Raw genomic sequence first — 16,813 nt, 5'->3', positions numbered from 1 at the left:
CTAAGGGCTCATCCATCCGGCGGCGCTGCGCGCGCCGTGGGGCATAACCAAAACCGGCGGTGCGCACATGTTTTCGTAGGACTCCCGTGTATTTGCTCGGCAGTACTATCGAGCATTTTCCGGGAAGCCCGCCCGGTTTTCCTTGCAGACCGTTCCGCCCGCGCGTAGCGCGCGGCGGGAAGGATGAGCCCCTTGTCACTAAGGCGGAGTGTGCGGGGTGACGGATGCCCCGGAGCCGCTCCGATTTACCGGGCAGTGGTGGACGGCATCACACTGGCGGTTTGAGCCGCTTTCTTTTGCCTACTTTTCTTTGCGGCTGCAAAGAAAAGTAGGTGCCGCCCCGCACAGGGGCAACACTAATATACCGACATGAAAACAAGGAAAGGCCAACACCCCAAAGACCAGCAACAAAAAAACCAAGACCAAGAAATCCACCACCACTTCCCATCAAAAAATCAAACATCACGAGCTGCCTGCCAGGCAACACTAGCCTGATCGGCATACGCCCGTAGAGCCTCGATTGCCATAGCCACGGCCGCGCGGTTCTCATTCTCAGCAAGCCAATACATAGAAACCGACCCGAACCCTTCAAGCTGCATCGGCAGAATCCGAATAGCATTGAGCTTTTCAAATCGCAGCGCGGCGCGATGCGACGCAACCCCCACGAGATCGGTGTTATTCAGCAAAGTAAGATTCAGCAACGACGAATTAGACTCAACGCAATGCGTAGGCAGCGCATGCCCAGCAGCACCCAGCGCGATCTCCATCGCGATTCTCACAGGCGTGCCTTGAGGCCATACGATCCACGAATACGCGAGCACGTCCTCCCAGCCGATCGTGGCCTTTTCCGTAAGCGGATGATGCGGCCGCGAAACAAAATTGATCGGCTCCGTATAGAGCGCCTCCACTTGCAGCAACGGGTCGTCATACTGCTGCCCGGAGCGGCCAACAACGATATCCAGCTCGCCACGCGAGAGCTTCGGCAGCAACTGATCCATGGTGCTCTCAACGAGCCGCACGTGCGCATGAGGCATGCGCTCAAGCAACCGCGAAACAGCAAGCGGCACCGTATCCGCCGCCGCCACCCCGGAAGTGCCAATGCTCACGAGGCCGCTGCCGCCTTCTCGCAACGCGTGCATGTCGTCACGCGCCGTATCGAGCTGCGCTTCGATGCGCCGCGCGTGCTCGATCATCGCCTCCCCGTACGAGGTGGGCCGCAAGCCGCGCGCGTGCCGCTCGAACAGCGGCAGCCCCACGTCCTCTTCCAGCTCCTTCAGCCATTTCGACAGCGCCGGTTGCGTCGTGTTGAGCGCCACGGCCGACTGGCTCAGGTTGCCGGTGTCCGCAAGGCTCAGCAGCACCTGCAGATGGCGCAAACGCAGGCGGTGGGTCCAGTCCATCGAGCAATCCTCCCGTCGATCCCGTCCTGGCGGTGAAGGTATATCCAGAACAATATGGATTAGATGAATTTCTCATTTTACGCGATATAGGTCGGTCGCATATAAATCGTCTACCGGGCCAATCGAAGCGACGCGCCGCCAACCGGCGCGCCGGGCCCAGCGAGACACCAAAAAGGAGACGCGAATGACCAGCCACAATCCAGACGCCTCGCGCGCGGCCTATTACGAGCAGATCGCCCAGCAGCGCCTCGCGCCGCTTTGGGAGTCGCTGCACAGCCTCGTGCCGAAAGCGCCCCAGCCGAAGGCGCAGGCCGCGATCTGGAAGTATGCGCAGGTGCGCGATCTGGTGATGCAGGCCGGTGCCCTGATCAGCGCGGAAGAGGCCGTGCGCCGCGTGCTGGTCCTCGAAAACCCCGGCCTGCCCGGCAAATCGAGCATCACGCCGAACCTGTACGCCGGGCTCCAGCTGATCCTGCCCGGCGAGATCGCCCCGAGCCATCGGCATACGCAGTCGGCGCTGCGCTTCATCGTCGAAGGCAAGGGCGCCTGGACGGCCGTGAACGGCGAGCGCACGACAATGCACCCGGGCGACTTCATCATCACGCCGTCGTGGACATGGCACGACCACGGCAACCCGTCCGCGGATGAGGGCGGCGAGCCCGTCGTATGGCTCGACGGCCTCGATATCCCGCTCGTCGCGCACATGGACGCCGGCTTTGCCGAGAACTACCCCGAAGCGACGCAGCCGGTCTCGCGGCCCGAGGGCGACAGCTTCGCGCGCTTCGGCCACAACATGGTGCCCGTGCGGCACCGCGTATCCGATCCCACTTCGCCGATTTTCAGCTACCCGTATGCGCGCAGCCGCGAAGCGCTCGACACGCTGTACCGCCACGGCGAACTCGACGAGTGGGACGGCGTGAAGCTGCGCTACGTGAACCCGGCAACGGGCGGCTGGCCGATGCCGGACATCGCGACCTTCATGCAATACCTGCCCGCGGGCTTCAAGGGCCGCACGTACCGCAGCACCGACGCAACGATCTACTGCGTCGTCGAAGGCAAGGGCACGGTCAAGATCGGCAACGACGAATTCACGTTCGAGCCGCACGACGTGTTCGTCGCGCCTTCATGGGCGAGCGTGAGCCTCGCGGCACAGGCGGAAAGCGTGCTGTTCAGCTATTCGGATCGCCCCGTGCTCACCGCACTGAATCTGCTGCGCGAAGAACGCAGCTAGGTACGCAATCAGGTACGGCCGTTTTTGCGGCTCTATCCATTCTGCGCGTGCTCCGCTGGCGGCGCGCGCTTCACCCCCTTATTTGCCGAGTCGAAATCATCATGACTTTTGTCTTCCCGCCCGAGGCGCCCGTTGCCGTTCCCGTCGCCGGTAGCGACGCCCAGTTCGCGGTGCGCCGCGTCTATTGCGTGGGCCGCAACTACGCGGCGCATGCGCGCGAAATGGGCTTCGATCCCGATCGCGAGCCGCCGTTCTTCTTCTGCAAGCCCGCCGATGCGGTCGTGCCCGTCGCTTATGGCGAAACGCTCGAACTCGCGTATCCGTCGCAGACGCAGAATTACCACTACGAAGCCGAGCTCGTTGCCGTGATCGGCAAGGGCGGCTCCGATATCGGCGTCGATGAGGCACTCGAGCACGTCTGGGGCTACGCCGTCGGCCTCGACATGACGCGCCGCGATCTGCAGATGAAAATGCGCGAAATGGGCCGCCCGTGGGAAATCGGCAAGTCATTCGACCGCTCCGCGCCGATCGGCCCGATTCATCCGGCGAGCACAGCCGGCCACTTCGAGCAGGCCGCCCTCTGGTTGACGGTCAACGGCGAGACGAAGCAGAAGAGCGATGTCTCGCACCTGATCTGGTCGGTTGCGGAGACGGTGGCGTATCTGTCGAAGTTCTTCCGCCTCGAACCGGGTGACGTGATTTTCACGGGCACGCCCGAGGGTGTCGGCGCCGTGAAGGCGGGCGAGACGATGAAGGTCGGCGTCGAGCGCCTCGGCGAAATCGCCGTGCACGTCGTTTGATTTGTAGTCCTGTATGTGATGAAAGGCGCCGCCATGCAACTCCATAGCTTCTTCAACAGTTCGACCTCGCAACGCGTGCGCATCGCGCTCGGGCTCAAGGGACTCGCGTACGACACGTTGCCCGTCAATATCCGCGTTGGCGAGCATCGCGCCGCGGATTATGTGGCCAACGTCAATCCGTCCGCGACGGTGCCCGCGCTCGTCGACGGCGATTTCAAGCTCGGCCAGTCGCTGGCCATTCTCGATTACCTCGACCAGCGCTATCCCGAGCCGCGCCTGATCCCGCTCGAGCCGCATTTGCGCGCGCGCGTGCTCGAACTCGCGCTGCTGGTTTCCTGTGACATCCATCCCGTCAACAATCTGCGCATGCTGCGCTATCTGGAAACGGAGCTGAAGGCCACGCCGCAGCAGAAGGCCGCATGGTATCGGCACTGGGTCGGGGAAGGCATGGCGGGCGTGGAGCGCATGCTCGCGCGCAGCGCCACCGGTCCGTGGTGCTTCGGCGCGCAACCGACGCTGGCCGACGTGTGTCTCGTGCCGCAGATCGGCAACGCGCTGCGTATGGACTGCGATCTGAGTGCGTATGCACGCAGCCTCGCCGTCTATGAGCACGCTTCGCAACACCCGGCGTTTGTCGCGGCGCAGCCACAGCGTCAGCCCGATTACATCGCCTGATTGCAGGGCAGGAGACAGCCATGAGTGAGACAAACAGCAAAGGCCGGCGCGTGCTCGTGATCGGCGGCGGCATTGGCGGCCTCGCGACCGCGCTGGCGCTCGCGCGCCAGGGCATTCGCGTGCAGCTGCTCGAGCAGGCCCCCGAGATCAAGGAGATTGGCGCGGGCATCCAGCTCGCGGCGAACGCGTTCAATGCGCTCGACGCGCTGGGCGTGGGCGCCGCGGCGCGCGGCCGCTCGGTGTTCACCGACACCATGATGCTGATGGACGCGATCGACGCGCACGAGGTGGTGCGCATCGACGTCGGCGCGCCGTATCGCGCGCGCTTCGGCAATCCGTACGCGGTGATTCATCGCGCGGATATTCATCTGTCGATTCTGGAGGCCGTGCAGGATCATCCGCTGATCCAGTTCCGCACGGACACGCAGGTCTGCGGGATGGAACAGGATGCCGATGGCGTCACGGTCATCGATCAGCATGGCGAACGTTATCGCGCCGATGCCGTGATCGGTTGCGACGGCGTGAAGTCGGAGATCCGCAAGGCGCTGATCGGCGACGAGCATCGCGTGACGGGGCATGTGGTGTATCGCGCCGTCGTCGACGTTGCCGACATGCCGAAGGACTTGCAGATCAACGCGCCGGTGGTCTGGGCCGGCCCGCATTGCCACCTCGTTCACTATCCGCTGCGCGGCGGCCAGCAATACAACCTCGTGGTGACGTTTCATAGCCGCGAGCAAGAGGAGTGGGGCGTGCGCGAGGGCAGCAAGGAGGAAGTGCTTTCGTATTTCGAGGGCATTCATCCGCTGCCGCACCAGATGCTCGACCGGCCGAAGTCGTGGAAGCGCTGGGCCACGGCCGACCGCGACCCCGTCGAGCGCTGGAGCTTCGGGCGCGCGACCGTGCTGGGCGACGCCGCGCATCCGATGACCCAGTACCTCGCGCAAGGGGCCTGCCAGGCGCTCGAGGATGCCGTGACGCTGGGTGCCGCTGTGGCCGCGACCGAAGGCGATTTCGAGGCCGCGTTCAAGCTCTACGAGCAGGCGCGCATTCCGCGCACGGCCCGCGTGCTGTATTCGGCGCGCGAGATGGGGCGCATCTATCACGCGAAGGGCGTGGAGCGCCAGGTGCGCAATTCGCTGTGGATCGGCCGCACGCAGGAGCAGTTCTATGACGCGCTGCAATGGCTGCATGGATGGCGCGCGGAGGATTGCCTGAAAGGCGTGGTTTGAAGCGCGTTGCGTGAACGGAAAGCATGGCGCCGTCGACCAGCGGCGCCATGAGGATGGGCTGCGAAGAAGAAGATCTGCGGGATTCACATCAGCAAATCGAGCATGCCGAACAACCTCCGGTCAGCAGGATTTGCGGATCGTGCTCGCTGCCGGATGACGCCACGCAGGCAATCCAGAAAGCATTCGGCGGGCGCGCCGGGTACCGAGTTGCGCCGGCTGACGATGCTGACATTGCTGGTTTGAAAGCGCTCGACGAGCGGCAGAACGTGAACCCAGTCGCCCGCCGCTTCTGTGGCGAGCATCGGCCTCGGACAGAAGCCGAGCATCTCCGCATGCCGGACCAGATCGAGCAGAAACGCGGCCGAATGCGCGCAATGCAGGCGGCGCGGCTCGATGTCGAGGCCATGTTGCCAGAACAAATCGTTCATCAGCGCGGGCCGGGTCGCGACGGTGAAGTTGAGTGCCCAGTCATAGTCGCGCAGCTCGGCTATCGACGTGGCTTGCGACGCCGGATGTCCGCGTCGCACGATGACGCAGGTGTCGTAGGCGAACAGCGGCTCGTTCTCGAACTCCTGAGCCGGCATGGCTGCCGTATGAGGCACCACGGCGCAATCGATCACACCCTCGCGCAGGCGGGGCAGTGTCACGGCAGTGAGTCCCTCGAAGATCTCCAGTTGCACGTTCGGCATGCGTTCGCGAAAGCGCATCAGCGCCTGCGGCACGAATGTGTGCATGATCCACGGCGTGACAGCGATCGAGAGCCGTCCCACATGGTCGCCGCGCAATTCGGCGAGCTCTTCTTCGGCTCGCCGTAGCTGGCCAAGCACGAGCCGCGCATGGCTCAGCAGCTTGTCTCCCGCGGCAGTGAACACGATGCCGCTGGCGTTGCGCACGAGCAGTGGCAGTTTCTGCTGACTCTCCAGTTCGCGCAGCGTTTTGCTGACCGCGCTTTGCGACAGGCCGGCGAGCCGCGCGGCTGCGCGGATGCTGCCGGTATCCGCGACCGCGATGAGCGCTTCCAGTTGATGGACTTTCATGAACAAGACAATTAAATCGGGGGCGGATTTATCGGGCCGCCCGGGGTGAACACCAAAAGTTGTCAGGATATCGCTTTTGGGGCTTCCTGGGCACTGCGGGTCCGCCTACCATCGCTTCCTCGCCCATCAGGGGGTATCGCCGCCCCCACGCCTTACGCGAGGAGACCCGCTGTGCCAAACATCGTCGTTCCGCCCGGCATGCGCGCCATCGAAGCAGAAATGGTCGCGCTCCGCCACGAGATTCACGCGCATCCCGAACTGGCTTTCGAGGAGGTCCGCACGGGCGACCTCGTTGCCGACTGCCTGCAGCGATGGGGCTATGAAGTGCATCGTGGCCTCGGCCGCACGGGTGTCGTCGGGACGTTGCGCAACGGCGAAGGGCGCTCGATCGGCCTGCGCGCGGACATGGACGCGCTGCCCATCCACGAGGCGACCGGCTTGCCCTACGCGAGCAAGCTCGACGGCAAGATGCACGCTTGCGGGCACGACGGCCATACGGCCGCATTGCTCGCCGCCGCGAAGTACCTGGCCGAGCACAAACCCTTCAAGGGCACGCTGAATCTGATCTTCCAGCCCGCCGAGGAAGGCCAGGGCGGCGCGAGGGAGATGGTGCAAGACGGCCTGTTCGAGCACTTTCCGTGCGATGCGATCTTCGCGCTGCACAACATGCCGGGCATTCCGGTCGGCAAGTTCGGTTTTCTCGCGGGGCCGTTCATGGCGTCCTCGGATACTGTCACCATCCGCGTAGTCGGCAAGGGCGGGCACGGCGCGGTGCCGCACGCCGCGGTCGACCCGGTCGTCGTGTGCGCATCGCTCGTGATGGCGCTGCAAAGCGTGGTTGCGCGCAACGTCAACCCGCTCGATGCGGCAATCGTGACGGTCGGCTCGATTCAGGCTGGCCAGGCACCCAACGTGATTCCCGACAGCGCGCAGATGCGCATTTCCGTGCGCGCATTCCGGCCCGAGGTGCGCGATCTTCTGCAGCGGCGCATCACGACGCTCGCGCAAGCCCAGGCCGAGAGCTTCGGCGCGCGTGCTGAAGTGCACTACGACCGGCGTTATCCGGTGCTCGTGAATCATCCGGACGAAACGGCGCTCGCGCGCGATGTTGCACGCGAATGGCTCGGCGAAGAGGGGCTCGTCGAGGACATGAAGCCGTTGACCAATAGCGAGGACTTCGCGTTTCTGCTGGAGGCCCGTCCCGGCTGCTACCTGATCACCGGCAACGGAGAGGGCGAGGGCGGCTGCATGGTGCACAACCCCGGCTACGACTTCAACGACGCCTGCCTGCCGCTTGCCGCGACCTACTGGGTCAAGCTGGTGGAGCGCTTTCTCGCCTGAAACATACAGGCGCGCGAGAGAAGAAGCGCGGCTGGCGGCTGGCCGCCTTCCGCCGCTTCGATACGCAGTCCAGAACAATTTACGAGGAGACAGACGTGAGCTCACAGGCCACCCCATCCCCAGCCATGCTTGGAAGAGTGGTTGCCGCCGCCGTGCTTGGCAACGCCTTCGAGTGGTTCGACTTCGCGATCTACGGTCTGTTCGCCGCAACGATCGCCAAGCTGTTTTTTCCCGCTGGTGGGTCGGCGACCTCGCTGATGCTGGCGCTCGCCACGTTCGGTGTGGGCTTCGCAGTGCGTCCCGTAGGCGGGGTCCTGATCGGCATGTATGGCGACCGCGTGGGCCGAAAGCGCGCGCTCTCGCTCACGATCGCGCTCATGGCGACGGGCACTGGAATGATCGGCCTGATTCCGGGTTACGACCGCATCGGCGTCATGGCCCCCGCATTGATCGTGCTGGCCCGCATGATTCAGGGGATCTCTGCAGGAGGCGAGTTCAGCGGCGCGACTACGATGCTCATCGAGTTCGCGCCCGCGCACCGGCGTGGCCTGCTCGGTAGCTTCCAGATGTGCGCGCAGGCGCTGTCGTTCCTGTGCGGTGCGGCGACCGTCTGGCTGCTGGGTGCGCACCTCACGACAGCGCAACTCGAATCGTGGGGATGGCGGCTGCCATTTCTGTTCGGCATCCTGATTGGTCCGCTGGGATGGCTGATTCGTGCGCGGGTCGACGAGTCGCCCGAGTTTCTCGCATGCGCAGCGGTCAAATCCCGTGTCAAAGCCGACGCCGCCGGCCATGGCGAGGCAAAGCACGCGGGCTCCAGTCTGCGCGACGTTTTCACGAAACATCCGCGTGCGCTGCTCGCGAGCACAGGCGTCTGCGTGGTGGGTACGGTCTCGGCCTACATGTTTGTGATCTTTCTGCCGCTCTTCGCGAAGCAACTGGGTGTACCGGCCGCGGACGCAAGCAGGGGCACGTTCGTTGCGATGGCAATCGTATTCGCGGTTTGCCCGCTCGCAGGCCATCTCTCGGACCGTTTCGGGCGCAAGGCCGTGTACCTGCCCGCTACGATCGGTTACGGCCTCGTTGCGTGGTGGCTCTTTCATCGCTTCGCCGCGGCGCCCTCTTCCGTCACGTTGCTGGTTCTGCAAGCGGGTGTCGCTTGCTTCATGGGCCTGCTTTGGGGCCCCATGCCCGTGATCCTTGCAGAAGTGTTTCCCGCCACGGTGCGTTCGACCGCTGCGGCGCTCGCCTACAACGTTGCGGTGCTAGTGTTCGGCGGTCTCGCCCCGTTCATCAACGTGTGGCTCGTGAAGCTGAGCGGCAGCAATCTCGCGCCAATCTATTACGTAGAGCTCAGCGTCATGATCGGTCTTGCGAGCGGTCTGCTGCTGCCGGGGACCCTGAAGCCGAACTGGCGAACAAGCCTGACCTGAACATCAGAACACAAGGAGTGAGACAACCCATGAAGCGTAGCGCAGTCGCAGCCGTTTTGCTGCAAGCCTTTGCCACGCAGGTGTATGCCCAGTCGTCGGTGACGATGTACGGCAGCATTGACAACGGCATTACGTACGTCAACAACGTGGCGGGCAAGTCGATCCTGATGGAGCAGGGCGGCATCAGCCGCGCCAACGCGTTCGGCGTGACCGGCACAGAGGAACTCGGCGGCGGCTTGTCCACCGTGTTCAAGCTTGAAAACGGCTTCTCCACCACCACCGGTGCATTGGGCCAAGGCGGTTTGTTGTTCGGCAAGCAAGCTTACGTGGGGCTGCACGACGACAGTCTCGGCGAGCTGACGTTTGGCCGGCACTATGACTTCACGGTGCTGCTCGAGCCGTACATGCCTTGCATCGGCTGCGGCATCTATTCGGTCGAAAACGCAGACCTCGACCGAATTTCGGGCGAGCGCCTGAACAACAGCGCGCGTTTTCGCAGTGCGTCGTACGGTGGGTTTTCGTTTGGCGCGATGTACGCATTCGGCCAGTACGCGGGTCCATTGACGATGAACGCGGGCCGCGCTTATAGCGGGTTCGTCCAGTACGAGCACGGCCCGTTCTCGGCCATGGCTGTCGTGACCGACATCAACGGCGCGCCCATCGGCGCGGGGCAGCTAGGCGCGCGTACCGTGCTGGGCATGCCGGTGCAGCCCAATACCACGCTCATCGTCGACAATCAGCGCATTGCCGCCCTTGGCGCGTCTTACAAGCTCGGCAAGTGGACGCCCTCGCTCACGTATTCGAACACGCAGCTCAAGGAGCGGGGCATGGCGTCGACCGACCAGCTATTGCGTCTTGGCACGACGTACAGCGTGACGCCCGCGACGTTGCTCTCCGGTCAGGTCTCCGTCGACCACTTCGAGCAGTCGCGGTGGTATACGGTCAATCTTGGCCTCGACTACTATCTGTCGCATAGCACGGACGTCTACGTTGATCTTGCGGCCCAGAAGGCGTCAGGTCCGCAAACGATGGCGTCGATCTTTCTTGCCGGCACGGCGTCCACCTCGAGCCAGTTCCTTTCACGTGTGGGCGTGAAGCACATTTTCTGATGCGCCGGGGAATTGCCCGGCTTCCGGCCGATCGCGGGCGAGTCAGCGACGGGCCGCACGGGAGTGGGCAATCATGAAAACGCGCTATCTGGTTAGCGGCAAGTTGACCGGCATGAGCGCCGGATGCGCGGCCTTCGTGCCTTGCTGATGCACGCACTGGCCGCCTCATGTCACCCAACGCAGAATGGTTGTTTGGGCCAATGAGAGCCCACGCTCGGCCATAATGTCGACCAGATCGCACAGGCTGGGCTTGTAGCGCAAATACCCGCGGTGCACAGAACGATCACGTCGCAGATGAAGTGACGGCCTGACCGCCGCTCGTCGAGGGCGTGTCGCGATAAGGATGGCAGGACGGGGTAGCGATAAAAAGTTCTCACATGGTCTTATTCATCAACGGGGGAAGCATTTCATGAACAAGCGCGAACTGATCGACGCCGTCGCATTCACAACGGGATTGGGCAGGGACGTTGCCGGCGAAGCGATCGATGGGCTGATTAGCGCCATCACGAAGGCAGTCGCCAGAGGCGACACGGTGCAGCTGATCGGCTTCGGTTCGTTTAGCCAGGGAAAGCGCGGTGCTCGCGTTGGTCGAAATCCCATGACGGGCGAGGAGATCAATATTGCCGCGGCGAGAACGGTGAAGTTTACCGCGGGCAAGACCTTCAAGGACGCGGTGAACGCGACCCGATAGTACTGGCTGGGCGGGCTGCTTCCGGCGCGAAGCAGCGCGGGTCGCCCAGCGCCCGATACGTGTCTGATACTTACCCGATACGTGCTTCAGCCCGCCTGAAACACGCCGGCTTCCCACGCAAACGGCTTCGCGAGCCTGTTCCACGTGTTGATCTGCGCGACAGCCAGCGTCAGGTTCGCAAGCTCATCGCGTTCGAAGTGCTCGTAGGTTGCCTTAACGAGCGTTTCGCTAATTTCATTCTCGCTGATCAAGGTTAGCGCTTCGGCCCAGCGCAGCGCGGCCTGCTCCTTCGCGCTGTAGAGATGCGGGGTCTCGTGCCAGACCGGCAACAGGTTATAGCGCAGCGGATCTTCGCCTGCATGGACCCCTTCCTTGATGTGACGGTCGAGGCAGTATGCACAGCCATTCAATTGCGAGACGCGTGCGCGGACCAGCTCCAGCAGCTTGAAGTCGAGGCCCGTGGTGCTCACATATTGCTCGACGCCGATCACGGCTTCGAGCAGCTTGGAAGGTAGTTGTCCAAACGAAATACGTTCTGGCATGAAATGTCGATCCTGGAGGGTGGGTAGACCGTCTCGCGGCGTTATTCACTGTGCGGGCAGCCGTGCCGCGTCGAACGGCTGCTCGATGCACCAGCGATCCCATCAAGCCATGTTTTCCCGCGGCACCCTCGCGTTGCGCATGTAGTTCATATAAATGGGCGAATATCGTCCGGCGAACGAGGCGTTGGCCGATCCGCGCAGCGAACCCGGCAGCCGCCGTAGCGGTGCCCGGCCCACTACCGCACCGCGCGATGGCAACGCAGCGAAGCGGCAACGGGCCGGCACAGTAACGCGTTGCGCCCGGACGGCGGCGCCCATTCCGCCAACGTGAGCTGATTGAAACCGGGGTGCCTCTGCAATCGCGCCCCAAATCGATTTGCTAACGTAGAACGGTGCGTCATATAGGCCCTGTCAAGCTGGATTATTTATCGACCGGGTGGTTGCGATAGCACGCGAACGATGCCAGGCCGTGCGCTGTGCGTACGTCGAGTCGCGCGCGGCCTACGAGCGATTTTGCGCGGAGCAGGGCATGACGCCGGTGATTACGGTGGCCGACGAAGCGGGCTGCGAGGAGGCGGGACGCGAGGCGTGCGCGGCGCTATTGCAGCAGCATCCGCAGCTCGACGGGCTGTGCGCGGTGGTTGACGCGTTTGCCGTGGGCGCCGTGCAAGGCCTCGCCGATGCCGGCCGGCGCGTGCCCGGCGACGTCAGGATCGCAACCCGCTACGACGGAATTCGCGCCCGCAGTTGCCGTCCGCCGCTCACGGCCGTCGATCTTCACCTCGACGAAATGGCGTCGCAAGCCATCGCGTTGCTGTTCGATCATCTGGCGGGCAAGGGTGGGGCACGCTCCGCCACGCCGGCCGACCCGTCGCTGGTGATCCGCGAGTCTTCGGTCGCCGCCGCGGGCGGCGCATGAGGTTTCGCCCGCAACGGGCATCCGCACAGGCGGCACGGCCGATACGTGCCGCCTTCATTGCATTAGCGTTCCGGTGAAACGATTTCCCGTTTTGGAACAGCGGTTTTCTGTTGAAACGTTAATTTTATTTTCACGGGCGCAACTTTCGAAAATTGCGCAAGGATTAAGTGTGGCGGCGAGATGTTTGTTATCGCCATACGGCGTGCAATAACAGCGCCATTAGGCGGGCACATTACGCAGGCACATTACGCAGGCACATTGCGCGGGCACATTGCGCGGGCACATTGCGCGGGCACATTGCGCAGGCAATAACATGGGTCTTTGAATGGAAGCGCTTATCGTTTGAGCCGCGTTGCAATAGCCATGCGCCGGGCGATGTGCTCCCTCAACTGCGCCTGGAATTGGCCTGGCCCAGCACGCCGTTTCAGGTAACCGGGTTTTCCCTTGTGCTGAAAATAACCTGGGCAGCATATTCTGGTTTTCTGTCTTCGATAAGATGTGCGGGGGAGCCCATTATCGGGTTGCGGCAGAGTTATGGGGGCGAGCGAAGCGTTGTCTTCGCTTTGTCGAAAATGGGTGCGCGGCTCGCGGAACCCTAAAACAGCACTGAACAAGCTTGAGCAATGAAGCGACGCTTCAAAACGGTCGTTTGCCGTTTCAACCAGGGGAAAGACGCGCGCGCTCGCACGAGCCGATGGGCCATGCCGGCGGCTCTCGTCGTCCTTTTGCTGTGCTTTCTCTGGACGCGCACGCTCGCGGATTCTCATTCGCCGCGCCAGTCCGTGCTGCGCGTGCTTGCCTGGCCCGGCTACGCGGACGACGACTGGGTCCATGCGTTCGAAAAGCGCTTCCACGCCAAAGTCGAAGTCACGCTCGTCGATTCCGATGAAGCACTCTGGGCCCGCATGCATAGCGCCGTGCCGCCGCCATTCGATGTGCTGGCGGCCAATACCGCCGAGATCGAGCGCTATGCGCACGCTGGCTTGCTCGCGGCGCTCGACCTGCCGCGCATTCCGAATCGCCAGTGGCAGCAGCCGTATTTTCAGCGGCTCGCCGCCATTCGCGGACTCGTGGAGGGCGGCCATGCCTACGCGATTCCGTTTACCTTTTCGTCGATGGGGCTCATCTACGACCGCAAGCAGATTCCGGATCCGCCACACTCGATGCGCGCCCTGTGGGATCCGCGCTATCAGGGCAAGGTGCTCGATTTCAACAGCGCGCAGCACAACTTCTCATTCACCGCGCTGGCGCTGGGCTATCGCGATCCGTTTCACCTGTCGCCCGAGCAGATGCGCAACGTCACGCGCGAGCTCGTGCGCTTGCGGCGCAATCTGCTCACGTATTACACGCTGCCTGAAGAGGCGACCGCGCAGTTCGTCCAGCATCACGTGGCGCTGATGTTCGGCAATTACGGCACGCAGCAGGTCGAGCAGTTGCGCCAGGCAGGCGTGGACGTGGGCTACGTCATTCCGGACGAAGGCGCGCTGGCGTGGCTCGATTGCTGGGCGATCACACGCAACGCGAGCAATCCGGCGCTCGCCCACGACTGGATCAACGCGATGCTGGAGCCGGAGATCGGCAAGCAGTTGACGCAGCGCGAGGGGCTCGCGAACACGATGACACCGGTATCCGGCGAGATTGCCGGCGCGGGGCCGCATCTCGTCTGGCTCCAGCGCGTCGAGAGCGTCAGCGAGCGCGAAGCGCTGTGGCACCGGATCGAATCGGGCGACCGGTTGAGGAGCTTTCCAGAATGATCAAGCTCGGCCTGACTTCGAGGCTCTCGATCCTGCTGGTCTTCATTGGCGTGCTGGCGTCGGGCGCGACCGGCTATTCCACCTATCGCGCCAATCGCCAGATGCTCATGCACGAAGCGGAGCACAGCCTGCTCACCTCGACGCAGTTGCTGAGCCAGCGTTTCATCGCGGCGCTCGGCGACGTCGCCGACGACGCCCTCGTGCTCGCGACCTTGCCTTCGTCCGAGATCGTCGCGCGGGGCGGTGCGCCCAGTCCCGCCGACGCAAGGCTCAAGCAAGTCTTCCGCGGCTTCATGCTGCACCATCCCGAGTACCTGCAGATACGCCTGATTTCTCGCTCCCACTACGGGCTCGAGCGCATTCGTGTCGATCGCGACGCGCAAGGCGTGGTGGTCGTGCCCGACGATCAATTGCAGGAGAAGGGCCAGTTTCCCTATGTGTTCGACACGCTTGCGGCGAGCGCGGAGCGCGTCTACATCTCGCCGATCGGCCTGAAGGACGGCCCCAGTTCAGACCCGGATCAGGAGCAGCCGGTGGTGAGGGTCGGCACGCCGATCGCGGATGAGAACGGCGAAAAAGTAGGCGTGCTGGTCATCGACGTCAATCTGACCCAGGTGTTCAAGCGCATCGAGCGCGACTTGCCCACCGACTACGTGGTGTACATGGCCAACGAGTGGGGCGATTTTCTCGTCCATCCGGACCCGGCCCAGACTTTCGGTTTCGAGCGCGGCCGGCGCGTGCTGATGCAAAAGACCTTCCCGGCCACCGCGCCGCTGTTTGACGGCGGGCGGACCAGCCTGACGTTCAACGGCTATGCGCACGCGTACGAGCCGCCGGCCGAGGTGTTCGCGTTCGTGCGTTCGCCGTTCGGTCTCGTGGATGGCAATCGCTTCATCGCGCTCGGTCTCGCGCGGCCGCTCACGGACGTGCTCGCGTCCGCCAACGCGCTCGGCGTGCAGATCGTGCGCCTCGTGCTGATCTCGAGCACCCTCGCGATCCTGCTGGCGGTCCTGTTCGCGCGCGCGTTGGCGCGGCCATTGCGCACGCTCGCGTATGCGGTCACGCACATCTTCGACGAAGACGCCATGGAGCGCTTGCCGGTTGGGCGCTCGGACGAGATTGGCGTGCTCGCGCGCTGCTTCGATCGCATGCGCAGCGAGATCCGCTCCCAGGTCGATGCGCTGCACACGCGGCAGGAGGAGCTGACGCATCTTGCGGGACACGACACGCTCACAGGCTTGCCGAACCGCATGCGCTTCATGGAGCAACTCGAGCTGGCGATACGGCGCGCGTCGGTGAGCGGTGAGACGCTGGCGGTGATGTTCGTCGACCTGAACGATTTCAAGCAAATCAACGATCAGCTCGGACACTCGGCCGGCGACCGCACCCTCGTGGTGGTCGCGCAGCGCCTGCGAGCGGCATTGCGCGGCTCGGATGTCGTCGCCCGCTTCGGCGGTGACGAGTTCGTCATCCTCGTGACCGGCGTGCGAACGCCCGAGGCGATACCCGCCACGGCGGGCCGCATCGAGGCGGTGATGGAGACGCCCGTTTCAATCGGCATGCACCTGATGACCGTGGGCGTGAGCATCGGCATCAGCGAATTTCCGGCCGACGGCCATCATGCCGAGGAGTTGCTGGCAAAGGCGGACACTGCCATGTACGCGGTCAAGACCTCGGCCGATTCGCGCTACCTTCGCTATCGGGATCTGGCCGAGCGGCCCCGGGCCGATCTCGCTCCGCGCGACCCATAAAGCGGTAATCGAGTGATGCGCCATGGATTGAATCCGTGTGCGCGGGCATCGGCATCGCTTGTCAGATGAAACGCGCCGCCTATACTTTTCCAATGCCCTGAAGATTCCCGAGGAGGTGATCACCCGAACGAAAGAACCGATAGACATCTGAGCGCCGGGAAAAATAGCGGTCATGCCGCGAGCGCGCGCTGACGTTTCGCCTGTGTGGCGAGCGCAGCGTGGTGACGATGGCGTAGACCGGCCGATGGCAACCCTTAGGGAGGGGCTCCACGATGACCTTGCTCGACCAGGAAATTGCACACATCACTCATGCGGTGCGGTTCTCGCTATGCAGAGCCGCCGATGAAACCGTCCTGCCGGCCCCTTATTGGCGCCGGCGGCTCAACCAATTGCTGGCTTCGCAGCACCTGACCAAGGCGCAGCTGGCGGCGATCGACTCGCTGCTGCGCGAACTGGACACCTACGAGGCCCAGAACCCCGAGAGCCGGAGTCGCGGAGGGTATGCCGGAAGCCACTAACGCAAAGCCCGGCCTCGCGGCGCTCAAGCGCTCATCGAACCCAGCACGTTCATGATTGCCTCGGCGAGCAGCAAGCTCGCGAGGCCGCGTCCGTGCTTTTCGTGGCGCACGGGATGGCGGTGGGGCGACATCAAGACGGCCTTCGACTGCACGCTGCTGCCCATCAGCGCAACGATTGGCTTCATATTCCTTGGGAGGCCTGAATTCATCCGGGAAGGCACGTTCATGAACGCCATTCTCGTTGGCCAGTACATCGAGCTCTACTTCTTCCTGTTCTAGAGCGGGATTACCTGGGGTGCCGGCATTCGAACGCGCTTCTGAAACGAGTTGATGATGAAGATGCATTAACTAGTTCCGAAATGTCGTTTGGCGTTTCATCTGGT

The 16,813-nt window shown here is 63.5% G+C and carries 17 protein-coding genes and 1 pseudogene; 13 read left to right on the top strand and 5 right to left on the bottom strand.

Features of this window, described 5'->3' with window-relative positions; translation table 11 throughout:
- Window positions 1-268: 268 nt before the first annotated feature.
- Both EYW47_RS19975 and EYW47_RS19970 read right to left on the bottom strand, forming a co-directional pair.
- Complete coding sequence (locus tag EYW47_RS19975; RefSeq protein ID WP_133196557.1) at window positions 269-463, bottom strand: hypothetical protein; 195 nt, start codon at window positions 461-463, stop codon at window positions 269-271.
- Entirely contained in the window at window positions 456-1,400 is a 945-nt protein-coding gene (locus tag EYW47_RS19970; protein WP_133196556.1) for a LysR family transcriptional regulator, read from the bottom strand. Before EYW47_RS19970 ends, EYW47_RS19975 begins: the two co-directional genes overlap by 8 nt.
- Window positions 1,401-1,584: 184 nt before the next feature.
- Between EYW47_RS19970 and gtdA the strand changes: the two genes are divergently transcribed.
- The 4 genes from gtdA (at window position 1,585) to EYW47_RS19950 (ending at window position 5,335) form a co-directional block, all read left to right on the top strand.
- Window positions 1,585-2,631: a gentisate 1,2-dioxygenase gene (gene gtdA / locus EYW47_RS19965; RefSeq protein WP_133196555.1), complete on the top strand. Its 1,047-nt coding sequence runs from the start codon at window positions 1,585-1,587 to the stop codon at window positions 2,629-2,631.
- Between the two features lie 101 nt (window positions 2,632-2,732).
- The gene (locus EYW47_RS19960) at window positions 2,733-3,431 is read left to right on the top strand and encodes a fumarylacetoacetate hydrolase family protein (protein ID WP_133196554.1); all 699 of its coding nucleotides are present in this window, start codon (window positions 2,733-2,735) and stop codon (window positions 3,429-3,431) included.
- A 33-nt stretch (window positions 3,432-3,464) separates the two neighbouring features.
- Window positions 3,465-4,106, top strand: coding sequence for a maleylacetoacetate isomerase (gene maiA / locus EYW47_RS19955; protein ID WP_133196553.1), 642 nt, complete (start codon window positions 3,465-3,467; stop codon window positions 4,104-4,106).
- A 20-nt stretch (window positions 4,107-4,126) separates the two neighbouring features.
- Window positions 4,127-5,335, top strand: coding sequence for a 3-hydroxybenzoate 6-monooxygenase (locus EYW47_RS19950; protein ID WP_133196552.1), 1,209 nt, complete (start codon window positions 4,127-4,129; stop codon window positions 5,333-5,335).
- An 83-nt stretch (window positions 5,336-5,418) separates the two neighbouring features.
- Here EYW47_RS19950 and EYW47_RS19945 read toward each other — a convergent pair whose 3' ends face one another.
- Window positions 5,419-6,372 carry a LysR family transcriptional regulator gene (locus EYW47_RS19945; RefSeq protein WP_165976620.1) on the bottom strand — a complete coding sequence of 318 codons (954 nt, stop codon included), beginning with the start codon at window positions 6,370-6,372 and terminating at the stop codon, window positions 5,419-5,421.
- 198 nt (window positions 6,373-6,570) lie between these two features.
- On the opposite strand from EYW47_RS19945, the gene EYW47_RS19940 reads away from it, so the two are divergent.
- From EYW47_RS19940 to EYW47_RS19930, 3 genes are all read left to right on the top strand, one after another.
- Window positions 6,571-7,713: a M20 aminoacylase family protein gene (locus EYW47_RS19940; protein ID WP_133196594.1), complete on the top strand. Its 1,143-nt coding sequence runs from the start codon at window positions 6,571-6,573 to the stop codon at window positions 7,711-7,713.
- Between the two features lie 95 nt (window positions 7,714-7,808).
- Window positions 7,809-9,146 (top strand): MFS transporter, encoded by a 1,338-nt coding sequence (locus EYW47_RS19935; protein ID WP_133196550.1) that lies wholly within the window; start codon window positions 7,809-7,811, stop codon window positions 9,144-9,146.
- Between the two features lie 29 nt (window positions 9,147-9,175).
- On the top strand, window positions 9,176-10,255 hold the full coding sequence (locus tag EYW47_RS19930) for a porin (RefSeq protein ID WP_133196549.1): 1,080 nt from the start codon (window positions 9,176-9,178) through the stop codon (window positions 10,253-10,255).
- A gap of 171 nt (window positions 10,256-10,426) precedes the next feature.
- Here the strand turns inward: EYW47_RS19930 and EYW47_RS41910 are convergent.
- Window positions 10,427-10,551, bottom strand: a pseudogene (locus EYW47_RS41910) (IS6 family transposase); the annotation flags it as partial.
- Between the two features lie 113 nt (window positions 10,552-10,664).
- Here EYW47_RS41910 and EYW47_RS19920 point away from each other — a divergent pair.
- Complete coding sequence (locus EYW47_RS19920) at window positions 10,665-10,946, top strand: HU family DNA-binding protein (protein WP_133196548.1); 282 nt, start codon at window positions 10,665-10,667, stop codon at window positions 10,944-10,946.
- 86 nt (window positions 10,947-11,032) lie between these two features.
- On the opposite strand, the gene EYW47_RS19915 is transcribed toward EYW47_RS19920, so the two are convergent.
- Window positions 11,033-11,488 (bottom strand): carboxymuconolactone decarboxylase family protein, encoded by a 456-nt coding sequence (locus EYW47_RS19915; protein ID WP_133196547.1) that lies wholly within the window; start codon window positions 11,486-11,488, stop codon window positions 11,033-11,035.
- 436 nt (window positions 11,489-11,924) lie between these two features.
- Here EYW47_RS19915 and EYW47_RS19910 point away from each other — a divergent pair, with 436 nt between their 5' ends.
- The 5 genes from EYW47_RS19910 (at window position 11,925) to EYW47_RS41375 (ending at window position 16,709) form a co-directional block, all read left to right on the top strand.
- Window positions 11,925-12,407, top strand: a complete 483-nt coding sequence (locus EYW47_RS19910; RefSeq protein WP_338117832.1) for a substrate-binding domain-containing protein — start codon at window positions 11,925-11,927, stop codon at window positions 12,405-12,407.
- A gap of 623 nt (window positions 12,408-13,030) precedes the next feature.
- Window positions 13,031-14,161: an extracellular solute-binding protein gene (locus EYW47_RS19905; RefSeq protein ID WP_476704105.1), complete on the top strand. Its 1,131-nt coding sequence runs from the start codon at window positions 13,031-13,033 to the stop codon at window positions 14,159-14,161.
- Window positions 14,158-15,912: a sensor domain-containing diguanylate cyclase gene (locus EYW47_RS19900; protein ID WP_133196544.1), complete on the top strand. Its 1,755-nt coding sequence runs from the start codon at window positions 14,158-14,160 to the stop codon at window positions 15,910-15,912. The genes EYW47_RS19905 and EYW47_RS19900 overlap by 4 nt, the downstream gene beginning before the upstream one ends.
- A 272-nt stretch (window positions 15,913-16,184) precedes the next feature.
- Entirely contained in the window at window positions 16,185-16,430 is a 246-nt protein-coding gene (locus tag EYW47_RS19895) for a hypothetical protein (RefSeq protein ID WP_133196543.1), read from the top strand.
- Window positions 16,431-16,481: 51 nt separating this feature from the next.
- On the top strand, window positions 16,482-16,709 hold the full coding sequence (locus tag EYW47_RS41375) for a DUF6198 family protein (protein WP_133196542.1): 228 nt from the start codon (window positions 16,482-16,484) through the stop codon (window positions 16,707-16,709).
- Window positions 16,710-16,813: the final 104 nt, after the last annotated feature.

This window comes from Paraburkholderia silviterrae (assembly GCF_004353915.1).
GTDB classification, from domain to species: Bacteria; Pseudomonadota; Gammaproteobacteria; order Burkholderiales; family Burkholderiaceae; genus Paraburkholderia; species Paraburkholderia silviterrae.
This window is presented reverse-complemented; position numbering and strand designations above follow the sequence as displayed.

Coding starts and splice junctions, on each gene's coding strand:
- EYW47_RS19975 (WP_133196557.1), bottom strand. CDS start 463: ATGTTTGATTTTTTGATGGGAAGTGGTGGTGGATTTCTTGGTCTTGGT.
- EYW47_RS19970 (WP_133196556.1), bottom strand. CDS start 1,400: ATGGACTGGACCCACCGCCTGCGTTTGCGCCATCTGCAGGTGCTGCTG.
- gtdA (WP_133196555.1), top strand. CDS start 1,585: ATGACCAGCCACAATCCAGACGCCTCGCGCGCGGCCTATTACGAGCAG.
- EYW47_RS19960 (WP_133196554.1), top strand. CDS start 2,733: ATGACTTTTGTCTTCCCGCCCGAGGCGCCCGTTGCCGTTCCCGTCGCC.
- maiA (WP_133196553.1), top strand. CDS start 3,465: ATGCAACTCCATAGCTTCTTCAACAGTTCGACCTCGCAACGCGTGCGC.
- EYW47_RS19950 (WP_133196552.1), top strand. CDS start 4,127: ATGAGTGAGACAAACAGCAAAGGCCGGCGCGTGCTCGTGATCGGCGGC.
- EYW47_RS19945 (WP_165976620.1), bottom strand. CDS start 6,372: ATGAAAGTCCATCAACTGGAAGCGCTCATCGCGGTCGCGGATACCGGC.
- EYW47_RS19940 (WP_133196594.1), top strand. CDS start 6,571: ATGCGCGCCATCGAAGCAGAAATGGTCGCGCTCCGCCACGAGATTCAC.
- EYW47_RS19930 (WP_133196549.1), top strand. CDS start 9,176: ATGAAGCGTAGCGCAGTCGCAGCCGTTTTGCTGCAAGCCTTTGCCACG.
- EYW47_RS19920 (WP_133196548.1), top strand. CDS start 10,665: ATGAACAAGCGCGAACTGATCGACGCCGTCGCATTCACAACGGGATTG.
- EYW47_RS19915 (WP_133196547.1), bottom strand. CDS start 11,488: ATGCCAGAACGTATTTCGTTTGGACAACTACCTTCCAAGCTGCTCGAA.
- EYW47_RS19905 (WP_476704105.1), top strand. CDS start 13,031: ATGAAGCGACGCTTCAAAACGGTCGTTTGCCGTTTCAACCAGGGGAAA.
- EYW47_RS19900 (WP_133196544.1), top strand. CDS start 14,158: ATGATCAAGCTCGGCCTGACTTCGAGGCTCTCGATCCTGCTGGTCTTC.
- EYW47_RS19895 (WP_133196543.1), top strand. CDS start 16,185: ATGACCTTGCTCGACCAGGAAATTGCACACATCACTCATGCGGTGCGG.
- EYW47_RS41375 (WP_133196542.1), top strand. CDS start 16,482: ATGATTGCCTCGGCGAGCAGCAAGCTCGCGAGGCCGCGTCCGTGCTTT.